The organism is Inquilinus limosus (assembly GCF_002195995.1).
GTDB classification, from domain to species: domain Bacteria; phylum Pseudomonadota; class Alphaproteobacteria; order DSM-16000; family Inquilinaceae; genus Inquilinus; species Inquilinus limosus_C.
Genome location: NZ_NHON01000078.1, coordinates 1 through 15,823, shown reverse-complemented (window position 1 = coordinate 15,823; position 15,823 = coordinate 1). Strand labels below are relative to the sequence as shown.

General features: G+C 72.1%; 13 protein-coding genes. 11 read left to right on the top strand and 2 right to left on the bottom strand.

Translation table 11 applies throughout. From position 1 onward, the window contains the following. Window positions 1-17: 17 nt before the first annotated feature. Complete coding sequence (locus BWR60_RS27895) at window positions 18-842, top strand: hypothetical protein (RefSeq protein WP_088155157.1); 825 nt, start codon at window positions 18-20, stop codon at window positions 840-842. A gap of 176 nt (window positions 843-1,018) precedes the next feature. Here BWR60_RS27895 and BWR60_RS27890 read toward each other — a convergent pair whose 3' ends face one another. Continuing rightward, window positions 1,019-1,492 carry an Hcp family type VI secretion system effector gene (locus BWR60_RS27890; RefSeq protein WP_088155155.1) on the bottom strand — a complete coding sequence of 158 codons (474 nt, stop codon included), beginning with the start codon at window positions 1,490-1,492 and terminating at the stop codon, window positions 1,019-1,021. 19 nt (window positions 1,493-1,511) lie between these two features. Then, window positions 1,512-4,124, bottom strand: a complete 2,613-nt coding sequence (tssH, locus tag BWR60_RS27885) for a type VI secretion system ATPase TssH (protein WP_088155175.1) — start codon at window positions 4,122-4,124, stop codon at window positions 1,512-1,514. A 229-nt stretch (window positions 4,125-4,353) separates the two neighbouring features. On the opposite strand from tssH, the gene tssA reads away from it, so the two are divergent. The 10 genes from tssA to BWR60_RS27835 form a co-directional block, all read left to right on the top strand. Then, a complete protein-coding gene (gene tssA / locus BWR60_RS27880; protein ID WP_179221978.1) occupies window positions 4,354-5,436 on the top strand; it encodes a type VI secretion system protein TssA in 1,083 nt (360 codons plus the stop codon). A 79-nt stretch (window positions 5,437-5,515) separates the two neighbouring features. Beyond that, on the top strand, window positions 5,516-6,022 hold the full coding sequence (gene tssB / locus BWR60_RS27875; protein ID WP_088155151.1) for a type VI secretion system contractile sheath small subunit: 507 nt from the start codon (window positions 5,516-5,518) through the stop codon (window positions 6,020-6,022). A 3-nt stretch (window positions 6,023-6,025) separates the two neighbouring features. After that, window positions 6,026-7,528 (top strand): type VI secretion system contractile sheath large subunit, encoded by a 1,503-nt coding sequence (gene tssC, locus BWR60_RS27870; RefSeq protein WP_088155149.1) that lies wholly within the window; start codon window positions 6,026-6,028, stop codon window positions 7,526-7,528. Window position 7,529: 1 nt separating this feature from the next. Further along, entirely contained in the window at window positions 7,530-9,092 is a 1,563-nt protein-coding gene (gene tssC / locus BWR60_RS27865) for a type VI secretion system contractile sheath large subunit (protein ID WP_088155147.1), read from the top strand. 38 nt (window positions 9,093-9,130) lie between these two features. Then, window positions 9,131-9,931 (top strand): type VI secretion system accessory protein TagJ, encoded by an 801-nt coding sequence (locus BWR60_RS27860; RefSeq protein WP_088155145.1) that lies wholly within the window; start codon window positions 9,131-9,133, stop codon window positions 9,929-9,931. Further along, window positions 9,928-10,443, top strand: a complete 516-nt coding sequence (tssE, locus tag BWR60_RS27855) for a type VI secretion system baseplate subunit TssE (RefSeq protein ID WP_088155143.1) — start codon at window positions 9,928-9,930, stop codon at window positions 10,441-10,443. Before BWR60_RS27860 ends, tssE begins: the two co-directional genes overlap by 4 nt. A 4-nt stretch (window positions 10,444-10,447) precedes the next feature. After that, complete coding sequence (gene tssF / locus BWR60_RS27850; protein WP_088155141.1) at window positions 10,448-12,271, top strand: type VI secretion system baseplate subunit TssF; 1,824 nt, start codon at window positions 10,448-10,450, stop codon at window positions 12,269-12,271. Beyond that, window positions 12,268-13,425: a type VI secretion system baseplate subunit TssG gene (tssG, locus tag BWR60_RS27845; RefSeq protein WP_088155139.1), complete on the top strand. Its 1,158-nt coding sequence runs from the start codon at window positions 12,268-12,270 to the stop codon at window positions 13,423-13,425. Before tssF ends, tssG begins: the two co-directional genes overlap by 4 nt. Beyond that, window positions 13,422-14,915, top strand: a complete 1,494-nt coding sequence (locus BWR60_RS27840; protein WP_088155137.1) for a class I SAM-dependent methyltransferase — start codon at window positions 13,422-13,424, stop codon at window positions 14,913-14,915. Before tssG ends, BWR60_RS27840 begins: the two co-directional genes overlap by 4 nt. Before the next feature lie 27 nt (window positions 14,916-14,942). Further along, a partial coding sequence (locus BWR60_RS27835; protein ID WP_179221977.1) for a caspase family protein occupies window positions 14,943-15,823 on the top strand: 881 nt, incomplete at its 3' end.

The window sequence follows — 15,823 nt, the reverse complement described above, 5'->3', positions numbered from 1 at the left end:
TGGATTGGAGCGTTTCGATGGCTGAGTTCGGGGAATTGTTCTGCACCGCCGCGGATGTGGCGGGCGCGGTCATGGGGGCGGTCACCGGCACCGAGAAGGTGGCGGACCAACTGGCCCAGAATGCGAACTGGTCGGTGCCGGGCCTCGCGGCCATCGCCCCGGTCTACGAGGCGGCGATGCTGATGGCCCGGCGGGGACAGGTCGAGATCCTGCCGAATCTGCACTTCGCCGCGAACGGCCATGACGAGGCGCCGAGCCCGGTGACGAAGCGGTACCTGCAGAGCCGCACCTACAAGAAGATCGCGGCTGGCGTGTGGGGCGTGGCCGGCGCCGCGTCCTCGATCCCGGCGCAGAATTTCGACGGGTTCAGCGCCGCCCGGCACATCAATGCGGGGGCCTCGACCGGCATCCACATCTACCGGCTGCTGCAGATCGCCAAGCGCTACCGGCAGTCGCAGACGATCGCCGAGTGGTGCAACCGGGTGCTGAAGGCGAAATACGCCAAGGCCGGCATCCGCGGGGCCCAACTGGCGGGATCGCTGATTCCGATCCCCGGCGCCCAGGCGGCCCTGGGCGGGGCGGCGGCGCTGGGCAGCCTGGCCACGACCCAGACCTTCAACGGCACCTGCATGGCCGCGGCCGCGGAGATCCACTGGCGGGCCTTCCAGGAGACGACGGTCGCCGGGCGGACCGGCGGCGGCACCGGCCCCGCGACGCAGATCATGAACGAGCTGTTCCGCCGCCGCACCGCCACCCGCATCCTCGGCTCCTACGACGTCGCCGCGCTGATCCGCGAGCCCGGCGGCTGGATGGCGGTCGGCGACAAGATCCTGCTGATCTGACCCCTCGGCGGGCGGCCGGCCCGCGCGGCCTGCAGGACAGACAACCGCCCGCCGGGTCCCTCCGGCGGGCGGTTCCGTTTCCGGCATCGGGTCCGGGCACGCTGTCGCCGATCAGCCGTTCCGGCAGCAAAAAGCCCGGCGACGGGGTGTCGCCGGGCCGGGGTGCCGGAGACCGGTCAGGTCAGCTGCGCCGTCTCCAGGTCGTAGGTCGAGGTGAAGTTCTGGCCCTCGGTCGCATCGTCCTTCATCTGCTTGGTGCTGAAGGCGACCTTGGTGAAGCTCAGCGTCACCGACTCGCCCGGGCGGTCCGAGCCGCCCATCGAATAGTCGCTGATCAGCGTGTTGGTCAGCTCGAGCGACAGGTAGACGTCCAGCTTGCCCTTGTCGGTGCGGACGAAGTCGAGCTTCACGGTCTTGCCGTGGCCGCCCAGCGCCTCGGCCATCAGCTTGCCGGTGGCGACGTCATTGTCCTTGGTGATGGTGACCTGGCCGATCGACGGCGCGGTCGATTCGCGGTCGGCGGAGGAGCCGACGGTGCTGGACAGCGCCCGGCCGACGCCCCACTGGAAGGAATGGCACTCGATCCAGTCCTTGTGGCCGGTCTCGGTCACGTCACCGGTGATGGCGTCGTACTTCATGTAGATGGACATGGCTGCAACCCTTTCGTCTTTATTGCAGGTGGCACAGGAAGGCGCCGGAGCCGTCGATCGCGACCGTGGCCTGCTCCACCGGCCGTCCTTCCGCCATGCGGGCGAGGAACTGGGCCGACAGGTCCGGCAGCAGGGTCTTGGTCAGCAGGCTTTCGATGGCGCGGGCGCCGGCGCTGGCATCGGTGCAGCGCGCGACGATGGTGTCGACCAGCTCCGGGCCGTAGCGCAGGGCCGTGCCGAACTTGCGTTCGACCCGCGCGGCGATGCGGTCGAGATGCAGGGTGGCGACCTGCCGCAGCGTGTCGCGGGCCAGCGGCAGGTAGGGCACGACCGTGACCCGGCCGAGGAAGGCGGGCTTGAAGCTCTTCGCCAGCTCCTCGCGCAGGGCCACGCCCAGGCCCTCGGCGTCGGGGGCGGTCTCGGGATCGGCGAACAGCCGGGCGATCAGGTCGGTGCCGGCGTTCGAGGTCATGATGATGACGGTGTTCTTGAAGTCGATGTCCCGGCCTTCGCCGTCCTTCATCGCCCCCTTGTCGAACACCTGGAAGAAGATGTCGTGGACGCCCGGATGCGCCTTCTCCATCTCGTCCAGCAGGATGACGGAGTAGGGGCGGCGGCGCACCGCCTCGGTCAGGATGCCGCCTTCGCCGTAGCCGACATAGCCCGGCGGGCTGCCCATCAGCAGGCTGACCTTATGCTCCTCCTTGAACTCGCTCATGTTGATGACGGTGAGGTTCTGCTCCCCGCCATACAGCAGCTCGGCCAGGGTCAGCGCCGTCTCGGTCTTGCCGACGCCGGAGGTGCCGACCATCAGGAACACGCCGATCGGCTTGCGCGGGTCGGTCAGCCCGGCGCGCGAGGTGCGGATCGACTGGGCGATCGCCTCCAGCGCGTGGGACTGGCCGACGACCCGGCCCTCCATCGCCTCGCGCAGGTTGAGCACGGTGCGGATCTCGTCCGACCGCATGCGGCCGGCCGGGATGCCGGTCCAGCTCTCGACGATCTCGGCCACCGCCTGGGCGTCGACCACCGGGAACACCAGCGGCTGCTCGCCCTGCAGGCTGCGCAGCTCGCCCGCCAGGGCGGCCAGGTCCTGCTGCAGGGCGGCCGGGTCGGGCTCGGCCTCGACCTTCGCCCGCGTCTCGCCGATGGCGGCGGCCAGCCGGCGCTCCTCGCCCCAGCGTGATTCCAGGGTCGCCAGCCGCGCGGCCAGCTGCGCCGATTCGGCCTCCAGCGCCGCCACGCGGGCGCCATGGTCGGCGCCGGACAGCAGCTCCCGCCGCAGCACCCGCAGCTCGGCCGCGATCAGCTCGATCCGGCGCCGCGTGTCCTCGACCGCGGGGGGCGGGGCCGCCTGGCTCATCGCCACCCGGGCACAGGCCGTGTCGATCAGGCTGACCGCCTTGTCCGGCAGCTGCCGGCTGGGGATGTAACGGGCCGACAGCTTGACCGCGGCGTCCAGCGCCTCGTCCAGGATCCGCACGCCATGGTGCTTTTCCAGGGTCGGCACCAGGCCGCGGATCATGGCGACGGCCATGTCCTCGGACGGCTCCTCCACCTTCACGGTCTGGAAGCGGCGGGTCAGCGCCGCGTCCTTCTCGAAGTACTTCTTGTATTCGGCCCAGGTGGTGGCGGCGATCACCCGCAGCTCGCCGCGCGCCAGCGGCGGCTTCAGCAGGTTGGCGGCGTCGCCCTGGCCGGCGCCGTTGCCGGCACCGATCAGGGTGTGCGCCTCGTCGATGAACAGGATCACCGGCGCCGGGCTGGCATTGACCTCGTCGATCACCGATTTCAGCCGGTTCTCGAACTCGCCCTTGATTCCCGCCCCGGCCTGCAGCAGGCCGAGGTCCAGGGTGCGGATGGCGACGTTGGCGATGGCCTGCGGCACGTCGCCGGCGGCGATGCGCAGGGCCAGCCCCTCGACCACCGCGGTCTTGCCGACCCCGGCCTCGCCGGTGAGGATCGGGTTGTTCTGCCGGCGCCGGGTCAGGATGTCGACGACCTGGCGGATCTCGCCGTCGCGGCCGAGGATCGGGTCGATCCGGCCGGCCCGCGCCCGGGCCGTCAGGTCGACCGTGTACTTGTCCAGCGCGGCGCTGCCGCCAGGGGCCGCGGCTTGCGCGGGCCCGGCGGCGGCGTCCTGCGCCGCCGGGGTCTCGGCGCCGCCGGCGACGATGGCGGCGAAGTCGCGGCGCAGCATGTCGGGCAGGATGTGCCGCAGCTCGGGCGCCACGTCGCGCAGCCGGCCGCCCAGCGCCTCGTCGGCCAGCGCGGCCAGGATCAGATGGCCGGAGCGGACATGGCTGGCCCCGCCCTCGACCGAGGCGAACAGCCAGGCATCCTTGATCAGCTCGACCAGGTCGGGTGACAGGCTCGGGGCCCGGCCGTTGCCGGTCTTCATCCGGTCCAGCGCCGCGGTCAGCTGGGCCGCCAGGCGGTCCTCCGCGATCTCGAAGCGGCGGGCGATCAGCGCGGCGTCCGACTGCGGCGTCTCGAGCAGCTGCAGCAGCCAGTGCTCGATCTCGACGTTGTAATGGGTACGGGACAGCGTTCGACCGGCAGCCGCCTCAAGCCCGCGGCGGCAGAGATCGTTCAGTCGGTCGACCAGCGACCGCAAGTCGACAGCCGGCATCATCGCTCCTCTGGGGCGCCGTGACTCCACGGCCGATTGCCATCGAGATTTGTTGGCTCGTCGCTGAACTGTCCAGTCCAGATGGGTTACGCTGGTAACGATCTAAAGAAATAATGAAATAATCTAGTAACGCTTCTGAGCAGAAATGGGCGATGGAGAGTGGAGTCTTTCCATCTCTCCAGACGAAAGTGAGGATGCGGCGGTGCCGGATCGCGAAGATTTACTGGATGTGGAAAGTCTCCTGCTGCCGATCTCGGAAGAGAATCCGGCCGGCAGCGACCCCCGACTCGACGTCACGCCGCAGTCGCTGTACTTCCGCCTGCGCGACGCCCGGTCCGAGGCGCGGGCGGCGGAGCGGGTGGCCGACAACGATCCGGCGGCGGATGCGGGAAGCGGGCGCCACTGGCTGACGGTGCGCGAGCTGAGCCTCGAGGCGCTGGCCGGCACCGGCAAGGACATCGAGATCGCGGCCTGGCTGGCCGAAAGCCTGGTGCGCACCGACGGGCTGGCCGGGCTGACCGCCGGAGCCCGGCTGATCGCCGGCCTCGCCTCACGCTACTGGGCCGGCGGGCTGTTCCCCACGCCCGACGAGGACGGCATCGCCGGCCGCGTGGCGCCGGTCGCCGGGCTGAACGGCGAGGGCGGCAACGGCACGCTGCTGCAGCCGCTGCGCAAGCTGGTGCTGTTCGACCGCGTCGACGGCACGCCGCTGACCTATTGGCGGTTCGAGCAGGCGGAGGAGGCCGAGGTCCTGGACCCGGCCCGCAAGGCCCAGCGGCTGGCCACCGGAGTGCTGCCCCTGGCCGAGCTGGAGGCCGAGGCCAAGTCGATCGGCCGGGACCGGCTGACCGCGCTGCACGGGGAGGTCGTCCGCGCGATCGAGGCCTGGCGCGGCATGGACCAGGCGCTGACCGCCGTGGCGCAGGCCGACTCCCCGCCGACCGGCCGGGTGCAGGAGCTGCTGGACAAGCTGCGGCGCACGGCGGAGCGCTACGCGCCGCCATCCGCCGAACCGGCACCGGAGGCGGCCGAGGCGGTTGCGGATGAGGCCGAGGCCCCGGCCGAGGGCGAGCCCGCCCGGGCCCCGGCGGACCGGGCCGTGACGCGCGAGGAGATGCTGCAGCAGATCTCCCGTATCGCCGCCTATTTCCGGGCCAACGAGCCGCACTCGCCGCTCAGCTACACGCTGGATGACGCGGTTCGCCGCGCCCGGATGGGCCTGCCGGACCTGCTGAAGGAGATGATGCCGGAAGCGGCGGCGCGGGCCTCGGTCCTGTCGGGCCTCGGCATCCGGCCGCCATCGGAGGAATGAGGCGCGGCGCCGCCTTCCGATCCCACCGACACACCCCGCGCGCCCCGACCCGGCGCCCCATCATTCGAGGAGACATCCGATGAGTGCCAGCATTCACGAGAAGCTCGGCCGCGTGCGCCGGCCACGCGTCCACATCACCTACGAGGTCGAGACCGACGGCGCGCAGATCGTGCGCGAACTGCCCTTCGTCGTCGGCGTCGTCGGCGACTTCTCCGGCGATCCGACCCAGCCGCTGCGGCCCCTGGCGGAGCGGAAATTCGTGCAGATCGACCGCGACAATTTCGACGAGGTGATGCAGCGCCTCGGCCCCGGCCTGCACCTCAAGGTCAATGACAAGCTCAGCGACGACGGCGGCTTCATGGCCGTCGACCTGAAGTTCAGCGGCATCGAGGATTTCGAGCCCGGCCGCGTGCTGGACCAGGTGCCGGCGCTGAAGGCGCTGCTCGAGACCCGCAACCGGCTGCGCGACCTGATGAGCAAGGCCGACCGGTCGGAGGAGCTCGAGCTGCTGCTGGAGCAGGTGCTGAAGAACAAGGACGACTTCGAGGCGATCTCGGGTCAGCTCGGTCTCAAGAAGGAAGGCTGAACCATGGTGGACAAGGTTCCCGCTCCCGAGGCTTCGGCCGCCGCGCCGGCCCCCGCCGCCACCGAGACGGTCGGCCTGCTCGATCAGGTCGTGTCCGCGACCAGGCAGACCGAGCCGGACCGTGCCCAGGACCTGGTGCGCACGCTGGTCGAGCAGGCCCGAATCGGCACGGTCACCTTCGACCGCAACCTGACCCGGACGATCGAGCGCGCGATCAGGATCATCGACGCGAAGCTGTCCGACCAGCTCAACGAGATCGTCCATGATCCGAAGTTCCTGAAGCTGGAAGGCAGCTGGCGTGGCCTGCACTACCTGGTCATGAACAGCGAAACCGGCACGATGCTGAAGATCCGGATGATGAATCTCTCGAAGCGAGAGCTGAACCGGGATCTGACGCGGGCGGTCGAGTTCGACCAGAGCCTGATGTTCCGCAAGATCTACGAGAACGAGTTCGGCACCCCGGGCGGCGAGCCGTTCGGCACGATCATCGGCGACTACGAGTGGACCAACCACCCGGACGACATCGAGACGCTGCGCCTGATGTCCAATGTCAGCGCCGCCGCCTTCGCGCCGTTCGTCTCGGCCGCCGGTGCCGGGATGATGGGCTTCGAACAGTGGACCGAGCTGTCGCGGCCGCGCGACCTGGCGAAGATCTTCGACACGGCGGAATACCTGAAGTGGCGCGGCTTCCGCGACAGCGAGGACAGCCGCTTCGTGTCGCTGGTCATGCCGCGCGTCGTGGCGCGCCTGCCCTATGGCGAGCGGACCAAGCCGATCGACGAGTTCTCCTATGAGGAAGCGCCGATCGACGCCGCCGGCAAGCCGCTGCCGATGGACCACGAGCACTATTGCTGGATGAACGCCGCCTTCGTCATGGGCGTGCGGATGACCGAGGCGTTCTCGAAATACGGCTTCTGCACCGCGATCCGCGGCGCCGAGAACGGCGGCAAGGTCGACAACCTGCCGCAGCACATCTTCATGTCGGATGACGGCGACATCGACGCCAAGTGCCCGACCGAGATCGGCATCACCGACCGGCGCGAATACGAGCTGTCCAATCTCGGCTTCCTGCCGCTGTGCCACTACAAGAACCACGACTACGCCGTGTTCTTCGGGGCCCAGACGGTGCAGAAGCCGAAGGAGTACGACAGGCCGGACGCCACGGCGAACGCCCGGATCTCGACCCGGCTGCCCTACATCATGGCCACCGGCCGCTTCGCCCACTACCTGAAGATCATGGCGCGGGACAAGATCGGCAGCTTCATGGAGGCCGAGGACTGCCAGCGCTGGCTGAACCGCTGGATCGGCAACTACGTCAACATCAACGAGAATGCCGGCGCCGAGAGCAAGGCGCGCTATCCGCTGCGCGAGGCCAAGGTCGAGGTGCAGGAGATCCCGGGCCGTCCGGGCGCCTACAACGCCATCGCCTATCTGCGGCCCTGGCTGCAGATGGAGGAGCTGACGGCCAGCCTGCGGATGGTGGCGCGCATCCCCGAGCGGGTCTGAGATGGCCCAGGCGGGGCAGCGTCCATCGGCCGAAGCGGCGGGGCAGGGTGCTGCTCCGCTGCGCGCCGGGATCCTGGCCGGGCGGGCCGGCGGCGCCGGGGACGGCATCGCCGACCCCCGCGTGACCGGCTTCCTGCGCCAGGACCGCGGAGCGCTGGCCGAATGGTTCGGCGCCCCGCTGGCCGCGCGGATGCGGCACGATCCCGGCCTGCTCCGCGGCCTGCTGGATCGCGACATCGCGGCGATCGACCGGATGATCTCGGCCCAGTTGGACGAGATCCTGCACCATCCGCGGCTGCAGCGGCTGGAGGGATCCTGGCGCGGCCTGGCCTGGCTGGTCGACGGCCTCGACCCGACCTCGCGGCTGAAGACCCGGCTGCTCTCCGCCTCCTGGGCGGAGCTGGATCGCGACGCCGCCAAGGCCAGCGAGTTCGACCAGTCGGGCCTGTTCCGGCTGGTCTATGAGGCGGAGTTCGGCCGGGCGGGCGGCGAGCCCTTCGGCCTGCTGGTCGTCGACCACGAGCTGCGGCACATGCCGGAGCGGCGCCGGCCGGGCGACGGCGCGCCGGTCGACGACGTCTCGCTGCTATCGGCGCTGGCGGCGGTCGGGGCCGCGTCCTTCATGCCGGTGGTGCTGGCGGCAGCCCCCGCGCTGCTCGGCGTCGACGGCTTCGGCGACCTCGCCTTGTCCAACGACGCGGCGGCGTCGTTCCGCGACGACGACCACGCCCGCTGGCGTGCCATGGCGCTGCGCGAGGACACGCGATTCCTGTGCGTGACCATGCCTCGGGTGCTGGCGCGTGCCCCCTGGCGGCCGGACCCGGCCCGGCCGGACGGGTTCCGCTACGAGGAGCACGCGCCGGAGGCCCGGCACCGCACCTGGTCGGTGGCCTGCTACGCCTTCGCCGCCACCGTGGCGCGGGCCCAGGCCCTGCACAACTGGCCGGCCGATGTCCGCGGCGTCAGCACCGACCGGGTCGGCGGCGGGCTGGTGCAGGACCTGCCGGCCGAACCCTTCGTGCTGGGGCCGGAAACGGTGTGGAACCGGCCGTCGCTGGACCTGGCGCTGACCGACCGGCAGGAGCGCGACCTGGTGGCGGCCGGGCTGATGCCGCTGAACACGCTGCCCTATGGCGACGCCGCCTTCGCCGCCGTGCACAGCCTGCAGACGCGGGTGTCCGAAGCGCCGGGGCGCGACCCGACCCCGGCCATCGCCAACCGCCGCCTGTCGGCGCAGATCAACGCGATGCTCTGCGTGTCCCGCTTTGCCCATTACATCAAGATCATGGGGCGCGAGATGACCGGCTCCTCCCTGACCGCGGAGGAGGTCGAGCGCCGGCTGCAGACCTGGCTGTCCGGCTACACCAACGCCAGCCTCAATGCCGGGCCGGACAGCCGGGCGCGCCAGCCGCTGGTGTCCAGCCGGATCAAGGTGCATGAGCTGGCGGGCCGCCCCGGCGCCTATGGCTGCGTCATCCACCTGCAGCCCCATCACCAGCTCGACGACGTGTCGGCGGTGTTCCGCCTGGTCACCGGCCTCTCCGCCCAGGACGCGGCCGCGTGATGTCCCATCGCCCCCATGCCCAGACGCAGGAGACTTCAATGCTGACCAAAGCCGGAGAGCTGTTCCGCGAGGGCGCGCTGCAGGCGGCGATCGAGGCCGCCAACGCCGCGGTCAAGGCCGCACCGGCGGACACGGGGGCGCGGATCCTGCTGGCGGAGCTGCTGCTCTTCGCCGGCAATCTCGAGCGCGCGGACACCCTGCTGGACGCGACCAGCACGGTCGACCCCTCCGCCGCGCTGGTGGTCAGCGAGTTCCGCCAGCTGCTGCGGGCGGAGATGGCCCGGCGCCAGGTGCTGAGCGAGGGGCGCCCGCCGGAGTTCCTGGGCCAGCCGACGCCGACCCAGGCCCATCTGCTGCAGGCGCTGGTGGCGCTGCGGGCCGGCGACCAGGCCGCTGCCGCCGAGGCGGTGCAGGCCGCCGAGGCCGCGCGCCCGGTGATCGCCGGGCGGCGCGACGGGGCGGAGTTCGCCGATTTCCGCGACGCCGACGACCTGTCGATCGGCAATTTCGAGGTGCTGACCACCACCGCGAAATACTTCTGGATCCCGGCCGAGCGCGTGGAGAGCATCGAATTCCACCCGGCGAAGCGGCCGCGCGACCTGTTCTGGCGCCGCTGCACCATGGTGGTGCGCGACGGGCCGGACGGCGACGTCTACCTGCCGGCGCTTTACCCGCCGGAGCTGCTGCCGGCGGACACCGCGGTGGCCGATCCCCTGCGCCTCGGCCGCGCCACCGAATGGACCGAAGCGTCACCGGTGCGTGGCATCGGCCAGCGCGTCTACATGGTGGGGGAGGAGGCGGTGCCGGTGCTGCAGCTGGCCGCGCTGGACTTCGCATGACCCAGCGGCCCATCGCCTCGCGCCCGCGCACCCCGCTGCCGGCGCGGCTGCCCCTGCTGGACCGGCTGATGGATCCGGAGCCGGGCCGCGCCGCCGACGCCGTCCTGTCGGCGGCGGAGACGGTCGAGCGGCTGCGCCGGTCCGTGCATCGCGACCTGGAGGCGCTGCTGAACGCCCGCCGGCCCTGGCGGTCGGTGCCGGACACGACGCCGGCGCTGCGCCTGTCGCCGCTGGCCTACGGCATCCCGGACTTCACCGCCGGCGCCTTCAACGACCGCCGCCAGCGCGAGGCGCTGCGGGCGGAGGTCGAGGAAACCATCCGCCGGTTCGAGCCGCGGCTGACCCAGATCCAGGTGCAGCTAGCGGATGACGGCGACCTGCTGCGCGCGACGCTGCGGCTGCGGATCGACGCGCTGCTGCGGGTCGACCCGGCGCCGGAGCCGATCGTCTTCGACACCGTGGTCGACACCACCACCGCGGACGTCACCCTGCGCCCGCTCTACGAAGCCTGACGCCATGTCGGACGCCTTCCTGCCCTATTACAACCGCGAGCTGGCCGCCCTGCGCGGCCTGGCGGGCGAGTTCGCCGAGGCCAATCCCAAGGTCGCCGGGCGGCTGCGGCTGACCGCCGACGCGGTCGACGACCCGCATGTGGCGCGGCTGCTGGAAGGCGTGTCGTTCCTGGCCGCCCGGGCGCAGCAGCGGCTGGACGACGAGTTCCCCGAGCTGACCGACGCGCTGCTGGGGGCGCTGTATCCGCATTACCTGGCGCCGGTGCCGTCCGCGGCGATCGTCCAGTTCGCCTGCCAGCCGGATCTGCGCGTCCCGGCCGTGGTGCCGGCCGGGACGGCGCTGAAGACCGACCCGATCCAGGGCGTACCCTGCCGCTTCCGCACCGCCTACGACACCACGCTGTGGCCGGTGGAGATCGAAAGCGCCCGGCTGACCGGGATGCCGCTGGCCGCGCCCGTCCATCCGGACGCGCAGGGCGCCCGCAGCGTGCTGCGCGTCGTGCTGCGCACCAGCGACCCCGAGGCCAGCTTCGCCGAGCTCGGCGTGGACCGGCTGCGCTGCTTCCTGCGCGGCGCCTTCGACCAGAGCCTGCCGCTCTACGAGCTGCTGTGCGGCCATGTCGTCGGCGTGGCGCTGGCGGACGGGCCGAACGACGCCGCCCCGACACTGCTGCCGCCGGGCACCATCAAGCCGGTCGGCTTCGCGCCGGAGGAGGCGCTGTATCCCTGGCCGGTGCGCTCCTTCTCCGGCTTCCGGCTGCTGACCGAATACTTCGCGCTGCCGGAGAAGTTCCTGTTCGTCGACCTGTGCAGCCTCGATGCCCGGACGCTGATCCATGAGCGCAACCGGCTGGAGATCTTCGTCTATCTCGACCGGGCGGCACCGGACCTGGAGCGGCGGCTGCAGCCCGACTGCCTGGCCCTGGGCTGCACGCCGATGGTCAACCTGTTCGCCCAGCCCTGCGAGCCGGTGCCGCTGACGCATCAGCTTACGGAATACCCGGTCGCCGCCGACAACCGCCGCCCGAAGGCCTACGAGATCTGGAGCGTCGAGCGGGTGCGCGAGCTGCGCGGCGACGGCTCCTCGCGCCCCTGGCGGCCGTTCTACCGCCACCCGGCGGTGGAGCAGGCGGAGGAGGAGCCGAGCGGCTTCTACGCCGTGGTCCGCCGCCAGACGCCGGGGACGGTGACCGGCACCGACGTGTTCCTGGCGCCGTTCGACCCGGCGCTGTCGGTCGACCGGCCGGCGGACACGGTGCTGTCGGTCGACGCGCTGTGCACCAACCGCGACCTGCCGGCCGAGCTGCCCTTCGGCGGCGGCCAGCCGCGGCTGCACCTGGCGGAGGGGGTGAGCGCGGTGCGCGGCGTCACCTGCCTGACGGCGCCGACGCCGTCGCTGCGGGCGCCGCTGCGCGAGCACCACAGCTGGCGGCTGGTGTCGCATCTCTCGCTCGGCCATCTCTCGATCGTCGGCGGGCCGGCCGCGGCCGACAGCCTGCGCGAGGTGCTGCGCCTCTACGACCTGTGCGACACGGTCGAGACCCGCGCCCTGATCGCCGGCCTGGTCGGCGTGCGGTCGAAGCCCGGCACCGCCCGCGTCCCGGGCGCCCGGCCCGGCGGCTTCTGCCGCGGTATCGACGTCACGCTCGAATTCGACCCGCGGGCGTGGGAGAGCGCGGGCCTGTTCCTGCTGGCGACCGTGCTGGACCGGTTCCTGGCGCTGCACGCCACGGTCAATTCCTTCGTCCGCACCACCGCGGTGCTGCAGGGCCAGTCCGGCGCCGCCGCCGCCTTCCCGCCGCGGGCCGGGGCGCGGGTGCTGGCATGAGCAAGGCCTCGCCCACCTCCCCCGGCGGATCGGCGGAGACCGTCTTCGCCGAGGCGGCGCCGGCGGCCAGGACCCCGACGCCGGACGAGGCGCCCGCTGCGGCCGTCCCCGCCCGGCCGGGCGAACGCTCCCTGCTGCAGACGTTGATCGAGGAGCCGGCGCGCTTCAGCTTCGACGCCGCCGTCGCGGTGCTGATGCAGGCGGCCGGGCGGGCCGAGCCGGGCGAGGCCGTGCGCTTCCACGCCGCCTCCGGCCTCGGCTTCGTGCCGGCCGATGTGATGGCGGTGGAGCGGACCGAGGCCGGAGCGCGCGCGACCATCGGCCTGATCGGGCTGACCGGGCCGTCCGGCGTGCTGCCGCGGCCCTACACCGACATGGTCAACAGCGAACAGCGCAGCCGGTCCCCGGCGCTGGCCGAGTTCCTGGACCTGCTGGCGCAGCGGCCGATCGCCCAGTTCGCCGATGCCGGGATCAAGTACCGGCCGCACCGGGCCGCCGCCGCCAACGCCCTGGCCGACCCGTCCACCGCCGCCGCGCCGGCGGACGGGCTGCGCGATGTCCTGCTGGCCCTGACCGGCTACGGCACGCCGCATCTGGCGCCGCGGCTGGCGGTCGGCACCGACCCGCTGCTGTTCTATGCCGGCCATTTCGGCGCCTGGCCGCGCTCGGCCGACCGCCTGGGTGCTCTGCTGTCCGACTGGCTGGAGCGGTCGGTCGAGGTCGAGCAGTTCGCCGGCGCCTGGCTGGCGCTGGAGCCCGGGCAGATGTCGGCGCTGCCGACCGGGGACCGGCCGGGGCAGTTCTGCCAGCTCGGCGTCGATGCCGCCATCGGCAGCCGGTCCTGGGACGTCCAGGCCCGCATCATCCTGCATATCGGCCCGCTGGACCTGTCCGGCTTCGAGGCGATGCTGCCGGACCGCGACCTGCTGCGCCGCATCGCCTCGCTGGTCCGGGCCTATCTCGGCTTCGAGACCGATTTCGCCATCAACCCGATCCTGGCTGCGGCGGCAGTGCCGCCGCTCGGGATCTCCGCCACGGCACCGCCGCGCCTGGGCTGGAACAGCTGGCTGCCGACCGGCGAGGCCCGCCGCGACGACGCGACCGAAGCCCTGTTCGAGGCCGGCCTGATCGAGCAGTTGGGAGAGACTGGATGAGCTGGAACGGCGGCTACGTCACCGACGTGGCCTACACCACCGGATACTACGCGCCGCAGACGCCGGGCCATATCGCCCTGGCCTGCCTGATGGGGAATGTGCTGCCCGGCTTCGCCCGCGACCCGGACCGGCTGACCTATCTCGAGCTCGGCTGCGGCCGCGGCCGCGGCGCGCTGTGCCTGGCCGCCAGCAACCCCGGCTGGCGGGTGATCGCCGTCGACTTCATGCCGGCGCACATCGCCGAAGCGCGCGAGCTGGCGGCGGATGCCGGGATCGGCAACATCGAGTTCATCGAGGCCGATATCGCGACCCTCGACCCGGACACCCTGCCGGAGGTCGATGTCGCCAGCGCCCATGGCCTGTGGAGCTGGGTGTCGGACGAGGTGCGGGCCGGCATCGTGCGGCTGCTCGGCCGCCGCCTGCGACCCGGCGGGGCCCTGCATCTCAGCTACAACGCGCTGCCGGCCTGGCAGGGCGTGCTGGGCCTGCAGCGCCTGATCCGCACGGCCGGCGAGCGGATCGACGGGCGCAGCGACCGCAAGGCGGAAGGGGCGATGCAGCTGGTGCAGGCCCTGGGCGAGGCCGGCGCCTTTCACCTGGACCAGAGCGACCTGGTCCGGGTGCTGAAGAAGGACCTGCCGGGCATGCCGCCGGAATACCTGGCCCATGAATACATGAATGCCGACTGGCGGCCCTGCTTCCACGCCGACGTCGCCGCCGCGCTGGGCGACGCCAAGCTCGACTACGTCGCCTCCGGCGAGATCCTCGAGAACTTCCCCGAGCTGATGCTGTCGGCGGAGCAGCGCGCGGTCATCGGCAGGACCGAGGATGCGGGCCTGCGCGAGCTGATGAAGGACATGTGCCTGCCGCGCAGCCTGCGCCACGACATCTTCATCCGCGGCCCGCGCGGGATCAGCGGCAAGGCGCGCAACGCCGCGCTGGCCGGGCTGTGGCTGACCCTGACCCGCCGGGTGGAGGATTTCAGCTACGCCGTCAACATGCCGGCCGGAAAGGCGGAGCTCGACCGGGGCTTCTATGAGCCGGTCGTCGCCGCGCTGGCCGAAGGGCCGCGTCGGGTCGGCGACCTGCTGGCGCTGCCCGCGGTTGTGGGCAAGCGCGACAACCCGGCGGAGCTGGTCGGCATGCTGGTCGGCACCGGGCAGGCCGTGACCCTGGCCCGCCCCGAGGCCGGGATCGGCGACGAAGCGGCCCGGCTGAACAGCCGGGTCGCCGCCCGCATCCTGCAGAACGGCGACCCGCCGCACGGCGCCCTGGCCAGCCTGCGGCTCGGCAGCGGCCTGCGCTGCGGCGGCAACGACACGCTGGCGACGGCGATGATCGGGCGTTTCGGCCTCGACGCGCCGGTGGAGCGCTGGGCCGAGGTGCTGGGCCTGCCGGCGGAGGGCGAGGAGCGCGACCGCTTCCTGCGGGAGGCGGAGGAGACGCGTCAGCGCCGCGGGTCGGTCTGGCGCCATGCGGGGATCATCTAGATGCAGACGATACGGAAAGGACGATCCATGCGGATCCGGCGATTCTCGGCCCTCCTGGCATCGGCGCTGCTGGCCCTGGCACCGCGGCTGGCCGCGGCGGAGCCCGGCAAGGCCGCGCTGGTGATCGGCAACGGCACCTATCAGGGCGGGGCATCGCTCGCGGCCTGCGGCCAGTCGGCGCGCGACGTCGCCGGGTGGCTGCGGCAGCGCGGCTTCACGGTGGAGGAGGCGATCGACGCCGGCGCGGTCGCGATGCGCAGCGCCATCGGCAGCTTCGTCACCCAGGCCTCGGGCGCGCCGCAGCGGACGGCGATCATCTATGTCTGCAGCTACGCCGCCGTCTCGAACCAGCGGCTGTTCCTGCTGCCCTCGGATTCCGACCCGCACCAGCCGACGCGGCTGGAGACCCAGGGCGTCATCCTCAAGGCCCTGCTGAACACGCTGGGCGGCACCAATGGCGTGCTGTTCGCCGATCTCGGCACGTCGCCTGACCGCGACACCGCCGACGCTATCGACGCGCTGCAGACCGGGCTGCCGGCGGGGGCGCATTTCGCCATCGTCGCGCGCAACGACGCCGGCGTCGGCTCGCTGGGCCGGGCACTGCCGGGGCTGCTGGGCGGGGCGGGCCAGGATTGGGCCCGGCTTGCCGCCGTGTTCCAGGCCCAGAACGCCACCGGGCCGGAACGGCTGGCCGTCTTCGCCCCGCCGCAGGGGCCGATGTCGCCCGCGCAGGACGCGCCGGCGGCTGTGGCGGCGGATGCGGCGCCGCCGGCGCCCGCCCCGGCTCCCGCTGCTCCCGTCGCCGCTGCTGCGGAGGCGTCGCATCCGGAGACGGCCACCCCTGCGCCGTCCGCGACCTCCGAACAGCCGGCGCCCGAGGCGCAGGCGGCGGCCGCGGAGCCGCCGGC